The following is a 15,648-nucleotide window of genomic DNA, read 5'->3' as shown; positions in this document are numbered from 1 at the left end:
TTTCGCTATTTTGGAATCATCCCCATGGAAATTAAAGTCAACTTTCTCGATAAGCTTCGTTTAGAAGCAAAGTTCGATGACTTCACAGTAATTGCTGACCAGCCTATTCGATATAAGGGTGATGGTTCTGCACCAGGACCTTTTGATTACTTCTTAGCCTCATCTGCTTTATGCGCAGCTTACTTTGTAAAGCTGTACTGTGAAACCCGTAATATTTCTACTGAGAATATTCGCCTCTCACAAAACAATATTGTTGATCCAGAGAATCGCTACAAACAAATCTTTAAAATTCAAGTTGAGTTGCCGACCGATATTTCAGCAACTGATCGACAAGGTATTCTGCGCTCAATTGAGCGTTGTACGGTTAAGAAGGTGGTTCAGGAAGGCCCCGATTTTGTTATCGAGCAAGTTGCCAATCTTGACGCTGATGCCCAAAGTCTATTGACCTTAAGGCCTGACGTTAGCACTAGTACTCATATTCTGGGTAAAGATCTACCCCTGGAGCAAACCATTGCCAATATGTCGAGTCTTTTGGCAAATCTAGGAATTAAGATCGAAATCGCTTCATGGCGCAACCTGATTCCGAATGTATGGTCATTGCATATACGTGATGCGCACTCCCCGATGTGCTTTACCAATGGTAAGGGCGCAACCAAAGAAAGTGCTTTAGCTTCTGCTTTGGGCGAATATATCGAGCGCTTGAGTAATAACCATTTCTATGCCGGCGCTTACTGGGGTGAGGATATTTCTAATGCAGAGTTTGTGCATTACCCCAATGAGCGTTGGTTTAAACCTGGCAAGAAAGATGCATTGCCCACTGAAATTTTGGATGAATACTCTCAAAACATTTATAACCCAGATGGAGAGCTAAAGGCTTCGCATCTAGTGGATACCAATTCCGGTAATGTAGAGCGCGGCATCTGTTCATTGCCCTATGTGCGGCAATCCGACGGCGAGACTGTGTATTTTCCATCCAACCTGATTGAGAATCTGTTCGTCAGCAATGGGATGAGCGCTGGCAATACCTTAGCCGAAGCCCAGGTGCAGTGCTTGTCAGAGATTTTTGAGCGAGCAGTAAAGCGTGAAATTCTAGAAAGCGAAATTGCATTGCCGGATGTGCCGCAAGAAGTGCTCGCGAAGTATCCCGGCATTCTGGCTGGCATTCAGAGTCTGGAGGAGCAGGGCTTCCCAGTATTAGTTAAAGATGCATCTCTAGGCGGCATCTATCCAGTGATGTGCGTTACCTTAATGAACCCAAGAACAGGTGGTGTCTTTGCCTCATTTGGCGCACATCCAAGTCTTGAAGTTGCTTTAGAGAGAAGTTTGACTGAGTTATTGCAAGGTCGAAGCTTAGAAGGTCTGAATGATTTGCCCCCACCTACCTTTGCCAGCGAGGCGGTGACTGAGCCTAATAATTTTGTTGAGCACTTCATTGATTCCAGCGGCATTGTGTCCTGGCGTTTCTTCAGCGCCAAATCAGATTATGAATTTGTAGAGTGGGACTTCTCTAGCAGGGGTGAGGATTCGAATATTAGAGAAGCTGAAACTCTGTTCGGTATTCTGAAAAAGATTGGCAAGGAGGCTTATGTAGCCGTCTATGATCAGCTGGGCGCAACAGCCTGCAGGATTTTAGTGCCAGGATATTCTGAGGTTTATCCGATCGAAGACTTGATTTGGGATAACACTAATAAATCTTTATTATTCCGCTCTGATATTTTGAACTTATCTCAACTTGACGATGCCAGTCTAGCGTCGCTACTGGACCGCCTTGAGAATAGCGAACTAGATGAGTATGGCGACATCGCCACATTAATTGGCATTGAGTTTGATGAGAATACCGTTTGGGGTCAACTCACCGTTCTCGAGTTAAAGCTATTGATTCATCTTGCTTTAAAGCAATTTGATGAAGCGCATGAGCTAGTGGGAGCCTTTCTTCAGTACAACGACAATACAGTAGAGCGTAAATTGTTTTATCAAGCCCTAGATGCTGCCCTTGAAGTTCACCTAGATGATGAATTAGAGATGTCAGACTATGAACTGAACTTCCGCCGTATGTATGGTGATGCTAGGATGGATGCCGTTTTGGGTTCAATCGATGGCAGTGTTCGTTTCTGCGGTTTAACGCCAACGAGTATGAAGTTAGAGGGGCTAGATAGGCATCATCGTTTGATCGATAGTTATCGTAAGCTACATAAGGCAAGAGCTAGTAGCGCTAAACCTAAATAAAGCTAAGGAATCTTTATGAAGACATTAACTCCAGCCGAGGCAATTACCTCGCGTATGTCGGTAAGAGCGTTTACAAAAGAAGCCGTCTCCAAAGAGACCGTGCTCAAGTTACTCAATATTTCTGCGCGTGCACCCTCGGGTACTAATACCCAACCTTGGAAGGCCTATGTTGTAGAGGGTAAGGCGCTTGATGAATTATGCAAAAAAGTATGCGCTGCTTATGATGACATTGCACTTAACCCCGATTTGGCAAAAGAATATCAATCCGCCTACGACTATTACCCCACAAAATGGTTTAGCCCTTATATAGACAGGCGTCGTGAAAACGGTTGGGGCTTGTATGGTTTATTAGGAATTACTAAGGGCGATAAAGATAAGATGCATGCTCAGCATCGAAAAAACTTTGAGGCATTTGGCGCTCCCGTTTGCATCTTCTTCACCATCGATAAGGAGCTTGGTAGGGGTTCGATGCTTGACTATGGAATGTTTTTGCAGAACATGATGATTGCAGCTAGAGGTGAAGGTTTGGATACCTGCCCTCAAGCTGCTTGGAATGACTATGCCAAGATCATCCTGCCTCGTATTGGTGCGCAAGAGAATGAGATGCTTGTGTGCGGTATGGCACTAGGTTATGCCGATAAAAGCGAGATTGTGAATACCTTTATTACCCCTAGGGTAAGTGCTGAGGACTTTACGACCTGGGTAAAGTAGCTTTCAATGGCGGGTAATTTCAGTCATTTTTAGAGGGATTTGGCCTAATTTTTAGCCTTTTCCCCTATTTCAGGGCTGAGTTAAGTCCTTGAAAAACCTCATTTAAAGCCTGAAATTGAAGGTTTTTAAAATAAATGTTGCTTTGCAACAAAAAGATCTTGCAATTCCAAAAGACCGATTTTAAAATGGTGCATCGCAATAAAAAACCCATTTAATAAATAAAGGATTAATCATGTTCCAAACTCAATTAAACGACCAACTCGCTTCTGCACAAGCTAAAGCAATCGAAACTGCTAAACATTTGGCACAAGTTGCTGTTGAAAGCGCTCAAGAATTAGCTGAAATCAACCAAGCTGCTGCTAAAGATGCTTTAGTTGCTGCTCAAGATACAAGCTCACAATTGTTGGCAATCAAGGATCCACAGCAATTAGCTAAATTAGCTCAGCCAGAAGCTGCTCAAGAAGCCGCTAAATATGCTGCTGCTTACCAAGCTAAAGTAAACCAAGTAGTTCGCAACGGTAACAAAGAAGTTGCTCAAGTAGTTGACGCTTCTATCAATGACGCACGTGCGGATTTGGTTAAGTTTGTTAAAGAAGCTACTAAGACAGCTCCTGCTGGTTCTGAAGCTTTTGTTTCTGCATTCAAAACTGCATTTGATTCTTCACTCCAACAGTTTGACCAAGTTCGCGCATCTGCAACTGACGCATTTGCTAACTTTGAGAAGAGTGTTGATGCTGCTTTGGCAAACATTCAAGGTCAATACGCTGTTGCTAAGCCAGCTGCTAAAAGCCGTAAAGTTGCTTAATTAACTGAATAGTTAATTTTGTCGTTAAAAAAGCCACCTTCGGGTGGCTTTTACTTTTTCTATACTTCTATTTATTACTCAATCCAAGTAACAAACTCTTCTTTAGGCTTCCTGACTTTTTTCAAGTTAAGTAACCAGTCTTCGTCTGCCTTTCTATATCCTAGCGGCAGCATGACAACACTGCGTAAACCTTTTGCTTTGAGGCCGAGGATTTCATCGAGGGATGCAGCATCAAAGCCTTCCATTGGTGTCGAATCTACCTGCTCGTATGCTGCCGCAATGAGGGCGGTACCGAGTCCAATATAAGCTTGCTTTGCAGCGTGGGTGTAATTAGTTTCAGTATCTCTTGCGGTGTAACCACTTAGTAGCTTCTGGCGGTAGATATCACCAGCTTCGCTTTTGAAGTTGCGCAGCTTCTCAGTCATATCAAATGATTGATTGATTCGGTCTGCTGTATAGGTATCCCAAGCGGCAAAAACGAGCAAGTGAGAAGAGTCGACTACTTGGGTTTGATCCCAGGAGATTGCTTTGATCTTTTCACGAATCGCTTTATTGGTAATCACAAGCACTTCATAAGGCTGCAATCCACTAGAGCTGGCAGTTAAACGAATAGCCTCCAGTATTTGCTCTACCTTATCCTGCGGTACAGACTTTGTGGAGTCCATTTTCTTGGTGGCATAGCGCCACTGTAATTTGTCAATTAAGCTCATTCTGATTTCCTTAGATTTAATCTAGCAATAGATGGCACAGTGTAGTTTATAACGGAGGCTAGTGCTAAACGAGCTAATATGTAGGCATTCAATCTCAAAAGACTGCAATATGAATCAAATTGAAATTATTCGAGATGTCAGTGATGTGATGGATGCTCTTGGAGTAGCCGTAGTGTCCATCGGTGTTTTATGGGGCCTCTTCTGTTTTGCAAAAGGTCTGATTACTCAGACGGCCGATATTGCTTATAAAACCTTTCGCATACAAATCGTGCGCTCGCTTATTCTGGGGCTCGAAGTCTTAGTTGCAGGTGATGTGATTCGGACGGTAGCCATAAGCCCAACATTGACTAGTGTGGCGGTACTGGGCGCTATCGTTTTGATTCGTTGCTTCTTAAGCTGGTCCCTGACTTTAGAGATTGATGGCCGCTGGCCGTGGCAAGCGCCTAGACCAGGTCAATCAGAATAAGTCACATTTGTCTTTAAACGAGAAAGGGAGTCGAAAGACTCCCTTTTGTTTTGCTGCAGATTAATTTTTGCTTACGCAGCAACTACTTCTTCTGGCTCAGTAACCGATGAACGAATGAGGTAATCAAATGCTCCTAGCGAAGCTTTGGCGCCTTCACCCATGGCAATAATGATTTGCTTGTATGGAACGGTGGTGCAGTCTCCCGCTGCAAATACACCCGGCAAAGAAGTTTCACCTTTTGCATCGACGATGACTTCACCGTGCTTGGATAAATCGATGCTACCTTTAAGCCAATCAGTATTCGGTAATAAGCCGATTTGGACAAAAATACCCTCCAGATCAATATTGTGCTCAGTGTTATTGGTGCGATCTTGGTAGCGTAAGCCATTGACCTTGCCATTGGCACCCAATACTTCTTTGGTGAGCGCGCTCATGATGACGGTTACGTTTGGCATGCTAGCCATTTTCTTTTGCAATACCGCATCTGCACGGAGCTTGCTATCAAACTCGATGAGAGTGACATGGCTAACAATGCCCGCCAAATCAATGGCAGCCTCAACACCGGAATTGCCACCACCAATCACCGCTACACGCTTGCCTTTAAATAAAGGGCCATCACAGTGAGGACAATATGCAACCCCTTTGCCGCGGTATTCTTGTTCGCCAGGCACATTCATTTCTCTCCAGCGAGCACCAGTGCTGATGATTACGGACTTGCTATTGAGTACTGCGCCGTTGGCTAATTCCACTTCAAGACCATGAGTCGTTTTGCGCAAAGCATTGGCGCGCTGTAAATTCATAATGTCGACTTCATAGCTCTTCACGTGTTGCTCGAGTGCTTGAACCAACTTAGGCCCTTCAGTTTCTTTTACGGAAATGAAGTTTTCAATACCCATGGTATCCATGACTTGCCCGCCAAAACGTTCGGCCACAATTCCAGTGCGAATACCTTTACGTGCCGCGTAGATTGCAGCAGCAGCACCAGCAGGCCCACCACCAATGACTAAAACGTCAAACGACTCTTTAGCAGAAAGCTTTGCAGCCTCTTCTTTAGGGGTAGAGGTATCCAGCTTGGCAACAATCTCTTCAACACTCATGCGACCTTGACCAAATACTTCGCCATTGAGAATCACAGTTGGAACAGCCATGATTTGGTATTGATCTACCAAGCCTTGGTAAAGGGCGCCATCAATCATTTCATGGGTGACGTTTGGATTGAGGGCTGCCATTAAGTTCAGCGCCTGAACAACGTCAGGGCAGTTATGGCATGACAAAGAGATGAAGGTCTGAAAGCTGAGCTTGCCATCTAATTTAGTAATGCGATCAATCACTTCTTGCTCTACTTTGGCTGGGTAGCCGCTAGCCTGCAAAATAGCCAAGATAAAAGATGTCATCTCGTGACCCATTGGTAGGCCGGCAAAGGTAATGCGTGCTTCTTGATCAGTCTTGCTAACGGTAAAGCTAGGAATATGCTCACTCTTACCGTCAGTTTTTAAGCTGATCTTGTCAGACTGCTCAGCTAGTTCATTTAAGAGCTCAAGCATCTGCTTAGAGCTGTCGCTGTCATCTAGGCTGGCTACTAGAACGATCGGGCTAACAATCTTTTCAAAATATACCTTTAACTGAGATTTGATATTGGTATCGAGCATGATGATTTCCTTGGGTATTTTTTTAGGTGAGTCTATTGGGCAGGATCTGGTCCTCTCCAATAGACTCTCTTAAAGAGAGTCTATTGATTACTGATTTAACTTAGATCTTGCCTACGAGATCCAAAGATGGGGTCAATGTTGCTGCGCCTTCTTTCCACTTAGCTGGGCATACTTCGCCTGGGTGTGCTGCTGTGTACTGAGCGGCTTTCAACTTACGTAAAGTTTCAGAAACGTCACGAGCGATTTCATTTGAATGAATCTCTGCTGTCTTGATGATGCCTTCTGGGTTGATGATGAATGTGCCACGCAATGCCAAACCGGCTTCAGGAATATGAACACCGAACGCGTTTGTCAAGGTGTGTGTTGGGTCGCCAACGAGCGGAAACTTTGCTTTACCAACAGCAGGAGAGGTCTCGTGCCAAACTTTGTGTGAGAAATGAGTATCGGTTGTTACGATATAAACCTCAGCACCCATTTTTTGGAATTCAGCATAGTTCTCAGCTGCATCTTCAATTTCTGTTGGGCAGTTAAAAGTAAATGCTGCTGGCATAAAAATCAGAACTGACCAGTGGCCCTTGAGGGATTCGTCAGTAACCGTTACAAACTTACCATTATGGAAAGCTTCGGTTTTGAATGGTTGAACTGCCGTATTAATAATGGACATACTGTGCTCCTAGTGTTGGTTAATCAATTTCTTTAGTAACTACTACAACTAGAGCAATTTTGAACCTCAGTTGTTTATTTGTCTAATGAATAAATTTGATATTTATGATCGAATTTATAGATAATTGATTCTAGGGTCTCCAGCCTGCTTAAAACAAGTTATTTCAAGACTCTTGAAGAAAATGACCATTTTTTATGGGTATTTGAAAGGCTCGGGTGAGCCTTTGGGCTATAGTGGCCTTAATGCCATTAAAAGCATATTTTTTACTGATTTTGGAGAAATGACATGAGTTTGACGAAGCATGGATTAATGGCCTTATCTATTACAGCACTTGCGCTCTTAAGTGCCTGCGTTACTGATGGCAAATACAATCAATTGGACCAGGCGTATAGCCAGCTTCAACAGGCCTACCAAGGTGATGAGGTGGAAATTCGTCAATTACAGGGCGAATTGCGCATTACTATTCGCGACAAAATTTTGTTTCCAGAGGGTGGCTATCGCTTAAATGCAAAAGCTGAGCAGGTTTTAGCAAAAATGGCGCCAACACTTTCTGGATTTAAAAATACAAAAGTGGTTGTTCGTGGCTATACAGATAATGTATCGATCGGAGCCGAGCTACGTAATCAAGGAATTGCTACAAACTTGGACCTCTCTTCAAAGCGTGCGGATAATGTAGTTGACTATCTTATTCGTAAGGGCGTTAGCCAAAGTTTGATTTCTGCGCAAGGCATGGGTGAATCTAATCCAGTTGCTTCTAATACAACTCCAGAAGGTCGTGCACAGAATCGTCGTATTGAAATTACCTTGGTTGGACCAGGTAATTAATTCATAGCCCATATAAGGATAGAGAATGAAACATTTATTAAAGCTTAGCTCAGCAGCAATTGTTGCTATGGCGTTGACAGCATGCGGTACGCCCGATATCAAAACATCCTCAGCAGATTTTATAAAGGTGAACAACGGTATTTTGACAAGCAGTTATGGCAAGACCATTTACACCTTTGATAAAGACCAGGCTGGTTCAGGAAAATCCGAATGTGTGTCAACTTGTGCGAATAATTGGCCCCCAGTTTATGTAGAGCCAGGCATCATGCTCTCAGGAGATTTTTCTTCTATCGCCCGTAACGATGGTCAAAAGCAGATAACTTACAAAGGTAAGCCACTGTACTTCTTTGTTAAGGACAAAAATCCTGGCGATAAGACTGGTGATAACGTCAATAATGTATGGCATGTTGTAACGCCATAGTCTTTCGTTTTTAAATAGATATATGTAATAAATGCCACCCTAGGGTGGCATTGCCTTTCATGAAAATACTTTTATCACTTCTTATTAGCTTTTTTGTGTCAGCAAGCTATGCTGAGGACTTATTGGTCCCCGTTTCAAAATTTGACAACGACTCTCAGCGGCTAACCAATAGCAAGGTGTTGGAATTTTGGGGTTATCACAATTACGACGGCAATGATAATTATCAAAATATTCTTAAGCTTCGCTATTACAACCCTTTAGCAGCTGGCGAGTGGCGTGGACGTATACGTCTGGATACTTCTTACGCCTCAAATTACAACTCTATTTCATCGGCTAATAATTCAGGGCAGTACAGTGCGGGCAACACCATGGTGACGGTATGGGGTCAAGATCAAACTTTTCTGAAGCCCTTGGGGGCTTTAGTTGGTGGTCGCATTGTATTTCCATTTGGCAATAACGGTCAGTGGGCAGTGGGGCCTCAGTTAGGGTGGTCTTTTTTGCCTGAGGTGGACAGCCTTTTACATGTGACTGATTTCTCGCCCTTATTGCGCTATATGTATGGTTTTGACACCAAAAATAATAGCCAAGTCATTAATCCTAGCCAACCAGCGTTGGTAAGGAATCTCCAGGTGTTCCCAACTGTTGGCTTCCAGCTATCCCCAAACACGATGTTGCGTTTTGGGATGAAAACGGCGCAGTCTATAACTCTGCTGGTGGAGGCTGGTTTGTGCCAATTGATGCCATGGTGACACATCGTTTCGCAAGGAACTGGGTATTTGCAGTGGGGGCTAGCAAGCAAGTGGTTCAAAGTTATCACCAGTACGACTGGTCTACCTACGCGAAGGTCTCCTATAACTTCTAGAGCGCAAGCCTTTAAGTGTTAGGCCTACAGACTATAATTAGTTCAAAATTTGTATTAACTATTTCCTCACCAATCTTATATTACATCGGTCCTTTTATGAATAAGAAAATTCTCCTAGCATTCTTATCAGTGTCTACATTATTTACTTCGATGGGTTTGGCTTATGCGGATGAGGAGCTTACGCCAATTCCTAGGATTTCTAATCAGTGGACTGTTGATGTAACGCCTTATGTCTGGCTCCCTAATGTTAGTTCTACACTCAACTACAAAGGTCAATACCTGAATACTGCTGATGCGAACATGAATAACATTATTAGCAATCTGAAGTCTGGGGCAATGATTTCTGGAGAGGCGCATTATGGTAGTTGGGGAATGATGGCTGATGTAGTCAGCGCTACCTTGCAAAAGAGCGGTACTACATCAGTTACTCCGGCGCCTGGTTACAACTTTAGGGTGGCGATGAAACCTACCCTTCAGCAAACCATGTTGACTGGCGCGGCTACATATAACCTTGTAAACAATAAAGACGCTAATGTTGATGGTTTGTTGGGAGTACGTTGGATTAGTATGACCGCCACGTTGAACCTCGCGCTTGACGGAACAAATTATTCATTGAGCGACTCAAAGACTGTAAGTACCGTTGATCCGATTATTGGCTTTAAAGGGCGCTATCGCATCGCAGATTCCACTTGGTACATTCCTTTTTATGCTGATATCGGCAGCGGAGGTGGAACTACTAATGTTACTTGGCAGGCAATGGCAGGCGTCGGCAAGACTATTGAAAAATGGGTTGATGTCTCCTTGGTTTATCGCGGCCTCTACTATGACATGAGCAGCTCAAAGACAAACGGTGCAGGTTTACTACAAAAGACGACCTTTCAAGGCCCACAATTATCAGCAACATTTCACTTCTAATCCTCAATTCATTAGAAATAAAACATGAACCTCACTCTAAAAATAACAGCTACCTTAGCGGCAGTAGGTGTTTTTGCATCCCCAACTTTTGCCCAAGAAATTCCTGCCCGTGCGGGTATGGTTGCTGCTGAGAAATCAGATGCTGTAACTGTTTCTGCCAAGCCGGCCGTGGACAGCGTTGACATTGCTAAGAAATTAGCAAATCCAATCGCCAATATGATTTCAGTGCCGCTGCAATACCAATTTAGCCGCGGTGTGGGCCTAAATCAGGGCGGCTCCGAGCAAACTTTATTATTTCAGCCAGTCATGCCATTCAATTTAGGCGGCGGTGACACATTCATCGTTCGCCCTATTGTTGCGGGTGTTAGAGAAACTAGTGTGCAAACTGCGCCTGGCCAATCATTTTCTGGATACGGTATTGCTAGCGTAACTCTTGAGTCTTTTTATGCACCCAATACCAACTCCTCTTGGATTTGGGGTATTGGCCCGTATGCGCAATCACCATCCGGTAATAGCGGTAAGTTTGGCTCACAACAAACTGGTGCCGGCGTGACTGCTGTTGTCCTGAATCGCGAAGGTCCATGGACTTATGGCTTGCTTGGTTACCAATCCTGGAACGTAGGCGGCAATCCAACTTTTGGCACACAAAATAATTTGTATGGACAGCCTTTTGTTGCTTACACCGATAAACAGGCTTGGACATATACAGCCAATATGGAAGCGCAATATAACTACGATACGCATCGCACATCAAACCCTCTATATGTAGGCGTTTCCAAATTGGTGGTGATTGATGGCGTGCCTTTCTCCTTTGGTGCTGGTCCTATGTATTACGTCAGCAATACACCCGGTGGGCCATCTGGTTGGGGTGCGCGTGCTACGGCCACACTAGTTGTTCTTAAGTAATTTGCTGCAGAGTTTCCCACTTATAAAAGATAGGAAGTTAATCATGAAAAAACGGATGTTTAATAAATTACTAGCCACTTCGGTTTCAGTTACCTTGGCATTTGCTCCATTGGTGAGTGAAGCCTGTACTAGCTTCTTGCTCAAAGGTAGTGATGGTGGCTATGTTTATGGCCGCACAATGGAATTCGGTTTGCCTTTGAATTCTCAGTTAACTACCATTCCAAGAGCTTATGCCCATCAAGGGATTGGTGTTGATGGTAAGTACGGCTCAGGCTTGAATTGGAATTCTAAATATGCAGTAGCCGGCATGAATGCACTTGGCTTGCCTGAGTTGGTAGATGGCATGAATGAAAAGGGTCTCATCGGAGGTGTACTTAACTACCCAAATAGTGCTGCTTACCAGGTAGTTACCCAAGCTGACTCAGCAACAAGCATCAATTCAGTTCAGGTGCTCACTTACGTGCTGACAAATTTTGCTACTGTTGATGAGGTGAAGGCTGGTCTACCAAAGATTAAAGTCAATGGCGCGAAGTTGGCTGTTTATGGGAATCAGACACCACCAGTGCACTATACATTGCACGATGCCAATGGTAAAAGTATCGTAGTTGAGTACTCCAAAAATGGACTATCTATCATTGACAACCCAACGACTGTATTGACAAATGACCCTCCGTTTCAAGATCACCTCAATAGCATTGGAAACTATGCCAATCTCTCTAAGGTAGAGAAGCCACCACTAGTCATTAATGGAGCCACTTACGCAGCACCGAGTTCTGGCAATGGATTGCATGGCCTTCCTGGAGATTTCTTGAGCCCAAGCCGTTTTATTCGCGCACTATTTTTATCAAACTCAGTGCCAACAAACTTTACCAACGCCCAAATGGACGGTGCTGCTTGGCACATTCTAGGAAGCTTTGATATTCCTCCTGGATCAGTGACCTTGCCAGCTAGTAATCCTTATGGTGGCGGCACTGGCGGTTATGAGGTAACTGAATGGAGCATTGTGGCCAACAATAAAACTATGGTTTACAACGTCAAGATGTTTGAAAACAATAATACGTATGCATTTGATTTGAAAAAAATGGATGTGAATGCTAAGGAAATGAAGTACGTTAAATTAGCTCAGCCAAAAATTGTAGTCCCGGTTAATTAATGGATTTAAATTCGGCTATCTGATATTAATAAGAGGCTCGCTTGTCGAGCTTCTTTTTTAATTAGATTGATGATTGCAATTGAAGTATGGTTAGTATTCTATAAATGAAGGTTTGATAGAGGCCCCCAGTGAACCTAAAGTCTAAAATTATTTATGCCGTTGTATTAGGTCTTTTCTCAAGCCTAGCTTCAGCGGTTCAGTTGCTTGATCCGCCATCAACACCTAGGGTCACTAATATCACTGTGTTTGTGGCTAAAAAAATTGTCACGATGGATCCGGCGATTCCGAATGCAACGGCTGTTGCTGTTGCGGATGGGCGTATTTTGTCTGTAGGCTCTTTGGAAGACATGAAGCCTTGGACAAGCAAGTACCCAACGCAGATTAATAAAGATTTTGCTAATAAAGTCATGTACCCGGGATTCATTGAGCCACATGCGCACCCTTTGTTGGGCGGTATTTTGTTCAACAAACCATTACTGACACCATCGCCTATGCCAAATCCATGGGGGCCAGCATTTCCTGGGGTTGCTAACTTACAGTCAGCAATGACACAGCTCAAAAAATACTCTGATGACATCAAGGATCCGAACAAGACACTATTGGCTTGGGGCTTTGACGTAGTGGCTATGGGGAAGATGCCTGATCGTCAGCTCTTAGATCAAGCTTCGAGCACTAGACCCATTGTTGTATGGGATGCTTCGGGCCACGATATGTACGTCAATAGTGCTTTTATCAAGTTCTATGGCATCACGCCTGAGAAGGTGAAGAATGTGAAGGGCGTAGGTATTGATAAGGATGGTCAATTAAATGGCCAGTTCTTAGAAATCCCTGCGGTAACTTATATTTTGGGCATTGCTGGAAAAGATGTTCTCAATCCAAGTGAAATTCCGACTGACTATTTGTATATGAGTGATCTTATGCAGCAGGGCGGGATCACTACCTCTGGCGATTTGGCATTTGGTACCTTGAACATCGATATGGAGCTAAAGATTGCTAAAGCTTTTAGTCAATCTTCAGCAGGCGCTTTACGAATTGTTCCGGTCGTTTACGCGGAGCCTTTTATTCAGAAGTATGGTGATAAGGCGATTGCAGAAGCACAGGCTCTACAACAGCAAGACAACGACCGTTTGATATTCCAGGGCGTCAAGTTCTATAGTGATGGCGGTTACTTGCCAGAAACCATGCGGATGGAGCACCCAGGCTATACCGATGGAAGTCTAGGCTCATCAAACTACAAGTCTGCACAAGACTTTGCTGCTGCCATGAAGCCATGGTGGGATGCGGGTTATCACATTCACATTCATAGTAATGGCGATATTGGCAATCAAAATTCTATTAACGCTTTGCAATTAATGATTGATGCCAAGCCACGCTTTGATCATCGTTACACGATTAACCATTTTGGCATTCCCTCGACTGCAATGGTGATGAAGATTAAGGCTCTTGGTGCTGTAGTCAGTGCCAATATTTCTTATATTTCCGAGCGCGCTAAATTGGAATACCCAGCTTTAGGTATGGATCGCGTATCTTATGCAACTCGACTTGGTACTCTTGTTCGCAACGGCATTGTCACTTCTATTCATTCAGATGCGCCTGTGTCTGCGCCTGTGCCCTTAAAAGAGGCGTGGACTGCAGTGACTCGTAAGGATGTGTACAACGATGGCAAGGTGTGGGGTCCGGCTGAGGCGGTAACTGCCTCTGATGCGATGAAGATGATTACCATTAATGCTGCTTACACATTGGGAGTAGAGGATAAGGTAGGAAGTATTGAAGCCGGTAAGTTCGCAGACTTTGCGGTCTTAGATGCGGACCCACAAACTGTTCCCGCAATCAAAATTAAAGATATTGGAGTGTATGCGACAGTTTTGGGCGGAAAAGTTATTCCGGTGTCGGAAACCAAGAAACCCAGACCCTTAGAGTAATACTCTCAATTGAGGCTGACTATTTAAACCCTATCAATCACCTAAATATGACCAATACACATAAATCTTTTTTGAAATGCCTTACCTTAACTTTGCTGTCAGCAGCCTTTCTAGCTGGCTGCCAATCCACTGGTCAAGATGGCAAGCCACTCACTACTGCAGAGATCATTCAAAAGCGTGACGCTACGTTAAAGATGTCAAAGACAGGTCTTGATGCATTGATCAAGCAAAAACCAGATATTCAAAAAGAAATTGATCAGGCGGCTGGCTATGCAGTCTTTACGACTACCAATGTCAATATTGTTTTGCTGGTAGTAGCCCGTGGCGAGGGTGTCCTGTTTGATAAGCGTCGCAAAGAACCTGTTTTTATGCAAGCGCTCAAAACAGGTGAAGGTTTGGGGGCTGGCTATCAAGATCAATATCAAGTGGCGATCTTTAAGACCCCGGGCGCTATCGATCAGTTTTTATTGACCTCGATTGATGGTCGTCGTGGTGGCATCGATGTAGATGCAAATTTTTCTGCTGGTTCGGGCGGTACGATTCGCTCCTTTAATCCTGAAATTACCTTCTATACAGTGGGGCTCTCGGGATACGATTTGCAGGCCAACTATGGTGGCACGCTCTATTTGGTAGATCAACAGCTTAATAGTGCTGAGACTCTGAACAGTCTTCCAAAGAAGAAGTCCGACTCAAAGTAAGGAATAGAGTGTATTGATCTCTGGATGCTGATGGAGCCCCAACTGGTAATAGCTGGGGCTTTTCTTTTGCCTGTATCGGGTAGATCTACTGGTATTTCTCTATAGAAACCCGCCTGAACGAGAGTAGATTGGTGTCTGACATTTCCCCATCTGAAAGGCTGATATGAGCAAGAAATCACTTGATATGAATGCAATGCCAGGACAACAAAGAGCTATTGATGCGACCAAGGCAGCTGGGCGCGTGGCGATTGAAAGTGCTCAGGCAATCGCACAGATTAATCAGCAGGCGACACAGGAATTAGCCGGCATGATTCAGAAGAGGGTAGCTGAGCTAATGAAAACTCAGAACCCTCGATCTGCATTTGAATTTGTTCATGCCGAAGTGCTGCAGGATGCTGCTAAAGAGATCTCTCAATATCACAACCAATTACTTCAGGTGCTTAAAAGCGGTAATCAAGAGCTCGCTGATATTGCTGAAACCATGATTCAAGAATCTAAGGCAGATTTAATTCACTTTGTAAATGATGCAACGGACAATGCGCCTCTTGGTAGCGAGGCTTATGTCTCTGTATTCAAAACCTCATTTAACAACGCATTGCAAAATTTTGAACTGATTCGCGCTGCAATGGCGGACTCATTTACAAATTTTGAGAAGAGCGTCGAGAATGTTGGCAATCTCGCCAGCCCAAAAAGCACCTCAAAAAAGAAGGGCTAG

At 44.0% G+C, this 15,648-nt stretch carries 16 protein-coding genes; 13 read left to right on the top strand and 3 right to left on the bottom strand.

Going from position 1 to position 15,648, the window contains the following annotated elements; translation table 11 throughout:
- Window positions 1-24 precede the first annotated feature (24 nt).
- From VC182_RS09170 to VC182_RS09160, 3 genes are all read left to right on the top strand, one after another.
- Entirely contained in the window at window positions 25-2,226 is a 2,202-nt protein-coding gene (locus tag VC182_RS09170) for an OsmC domain/YcaO domain-containing protein (protein ID WP_323485116.1), read from the top strand.
- A 15-nt stretch (window positions 2,227-2,241) separates the two neighbouring features.
- The gene (locus VC182_RS09165) at window positions 2,242-2,937 is read left to right on the top strand and encodes a nitroreductase (protein WP_323485115.1); all 696 of its coding nucleotides are present in this window, start codon (window positions 2,242-2,244) and stop codon (window positions 2,935-2,937) included.
- A gap of 232 nt (window positions 2,938-3,169) precedes the next feature.
- The gene (locus tag VC182_RS09160; protein WP_323483746.1) at window positions 3,170-3,742 is read left to right on the top strand and encodes a phasin family protein; all 573 of its coding nucleotides are present in this window, start codon (window positions 3,170-3,172) and stop codon (window positions 3,740-3,742) included.
- A gap of 74 nt (window positions 3,743-3,816) precedes the next feature.
- Here the strand turns inward: VC182_RS09160 and VC182_RS09155 are convergent, their stop codons facing one another.
- A complete protein-coding gene (locus VC182_RS09155) occupies window positions 3,817-4,452 on the bottom strand; it encodes an NAD(P)H-dependent oxidoreductase (RefSeq protein WP_323485114.1) in 636 nt (211 codons plus the stop codon).
- A 109-nt stretch (window positions 4,453-4,561) separates the two neighbouring features.
- On the opposite strand from VC182_RS09155, the gene VC182_RS09150 reads away from it, so the two are divergent.
- Entirely contained in the window at window positions 4,562-4,918 is a 357-nt protein-coding gene (locus tag VC182_RS09150; protein ID WP_072584053.1) for a DUF1622 domain-containing protein, read from the top strand.
- Between the two features lie 71 nt (window positions 4,919-4,989).
- Here the strand turns inward: VC182_RS09150 and ahpF are convergent, their stop codons facing one another.
- Window positions 4,990-6,567 carry an alkyl hydroperoxide reductase subunit F gene (gene ahpF, locus VC182_RS09145; protein ID WP_323485113.1) on the bottom strand — a complete coding sequence of 526 codons (1,578 nt, stop codon included), beginning with the start codon at window positions 6,565-6,567 and terminating at the stop codon, window positions 4,990-4,992.
- 100 nt (window positions 6,568-6,667) lie between these two features.
- Window positions 6,668-7,231, bottom strand: coding sequence for an alkyl hydroperoxide reductase subunit C (gene ahpC, locus VC182_RS09140; protein ID WP_072584055.1), 564 nt, complete (start codon window positions 7,229-7,231; stop codon window positions 6,668-6,670).
- A gap of 285 nt (window positions 7,232-7,516) precedes the next feature.
- Between ahpC and VC182_RS09135 the strand changes: the two genes are divergently transcribed.
- The 9 genes from VC182_RS09135 to VC182_RS09095 all read left to right on the top strand — a co-directional run bounded on the left by VC182_RS09135 (window position 7,517) and on the right by VC182_RS09095 (window position 15,648).
- Window positions 7,517-8,056 (top strand): OmpA family protein, encoded by a 540-nt coding sequence (locus tag VC182_RS09135; RefSeq protein WP_323485112.1) that lies wholly within the window; start codon window positions 7,517-7,519, stop codon window positions 8,054-8,056.
- A 25-nt stretch (window positions 8,057-8,081) separates the two neighbouring features.
- Complete coding sequence (locus VC182_RS09130) at window positions 8,082-8,477, top strand: hypothetical protein (protein ID WP_323485111.1); 396 nt, start codon at window positions 8,082-8,084, stop codon at window positions 8,475-8,477.
- Window positions 8,478-8,536: 59 nt separating this feature from the next.
- On the top strand, window positions 8,537-9,226 hold the full coding sequence (locus tag VC182_RS09125) for a hypothetical protein (RefSeq protein ID WP_323485110.1): 690 nt from the start codon (window positions 8,537-8,539) through the stop codon (window positions 9,224-9,226).
- Window positions 9,227-9,435: 209 nt separating this feature from the next.
- Entirely contained in the window at window positions 9,436-10,254 is an 819-nt protein-coding gene (locus tag VC182_RS09120) for a hypothetical protein (protein ID WP_216120520.1), read from the top strand.
- A 24-nt stretch (window positions 10,255-10,278) separates the two neighbouring features.
- Window positions 10,279-11,160 carry a hypothetical protein gene (locus VC182_RS09115; RefSeq protein WP_323485109.1) on the top strand — a complete coding sequence of 294 codons (882 nt, stop codon included), beginning with the start codon at window positions 10,279-10,281 and terminating at the stop codon, window positions 11,158-11,160.
- A gap of 43 nt (window positions 11,161-11,203) precedes the next feature.
- Window positions 11,204-12,313: a linear amide C-N hydrolase gene (locus VC182_RS09110; protein ID WP_143143941.1), complete on the top strand. Its 1,110-nt coding sequence runs from the start codon at window positions 11,204-11,206 to the stop codon at window positions 12,311-12,313.
- 128 nt (window positions 12,314-12,441) lie between these two features.
- Window positions 12,442-14,235 carry an amidohydrolase gene (locus tag VC182_RS09105; RefSeq protein ID WP_216120528.1) on the top strand — a complete coding sequence of 598 codons (1,794 nt, stop codon included), beginning with the start codon at window positions 12,442-12,444 and terminating at the stop codon, window positions 14,233-14,235.
- 47 nt (window positions 14,236-14,282) lie between these two features.
- Window positions 14,283-14,933, top strand: coding sequence for a hypothetical protein (locus VC182_RS09100; RefSeq protein WP_255538551.1), 651 nt, complete (start codon window positions 14,283-14,285; stop codon window positions 14,931-14,933).
- Window positions 14,934-15,096: 163 nt separating this feature from the next.
- Entirely contained in the window at window positions 15,097-15,648 is a 552-nt protein-coding gene (locus VC182_RS09095) for a phasin family protein (RefSeq protein WP_216863873.1), read from the top strand.

Origin of the sequence: Polynucleobacter sp. AP-Nickl1-40-C4 (assembly GCF_035012665.1) — a bacterium.
Taxonomy (GTDB): Bacteria; Pseudomonadota; Gammaproteobacteria; order Burkholderiales; family Burkholderiaceae; genus Polynucleobacter.
Note: the sequence above shows the minus strand (reverse complement) of the source record. Positions and strands in the feature narration are given on the sequence as shown.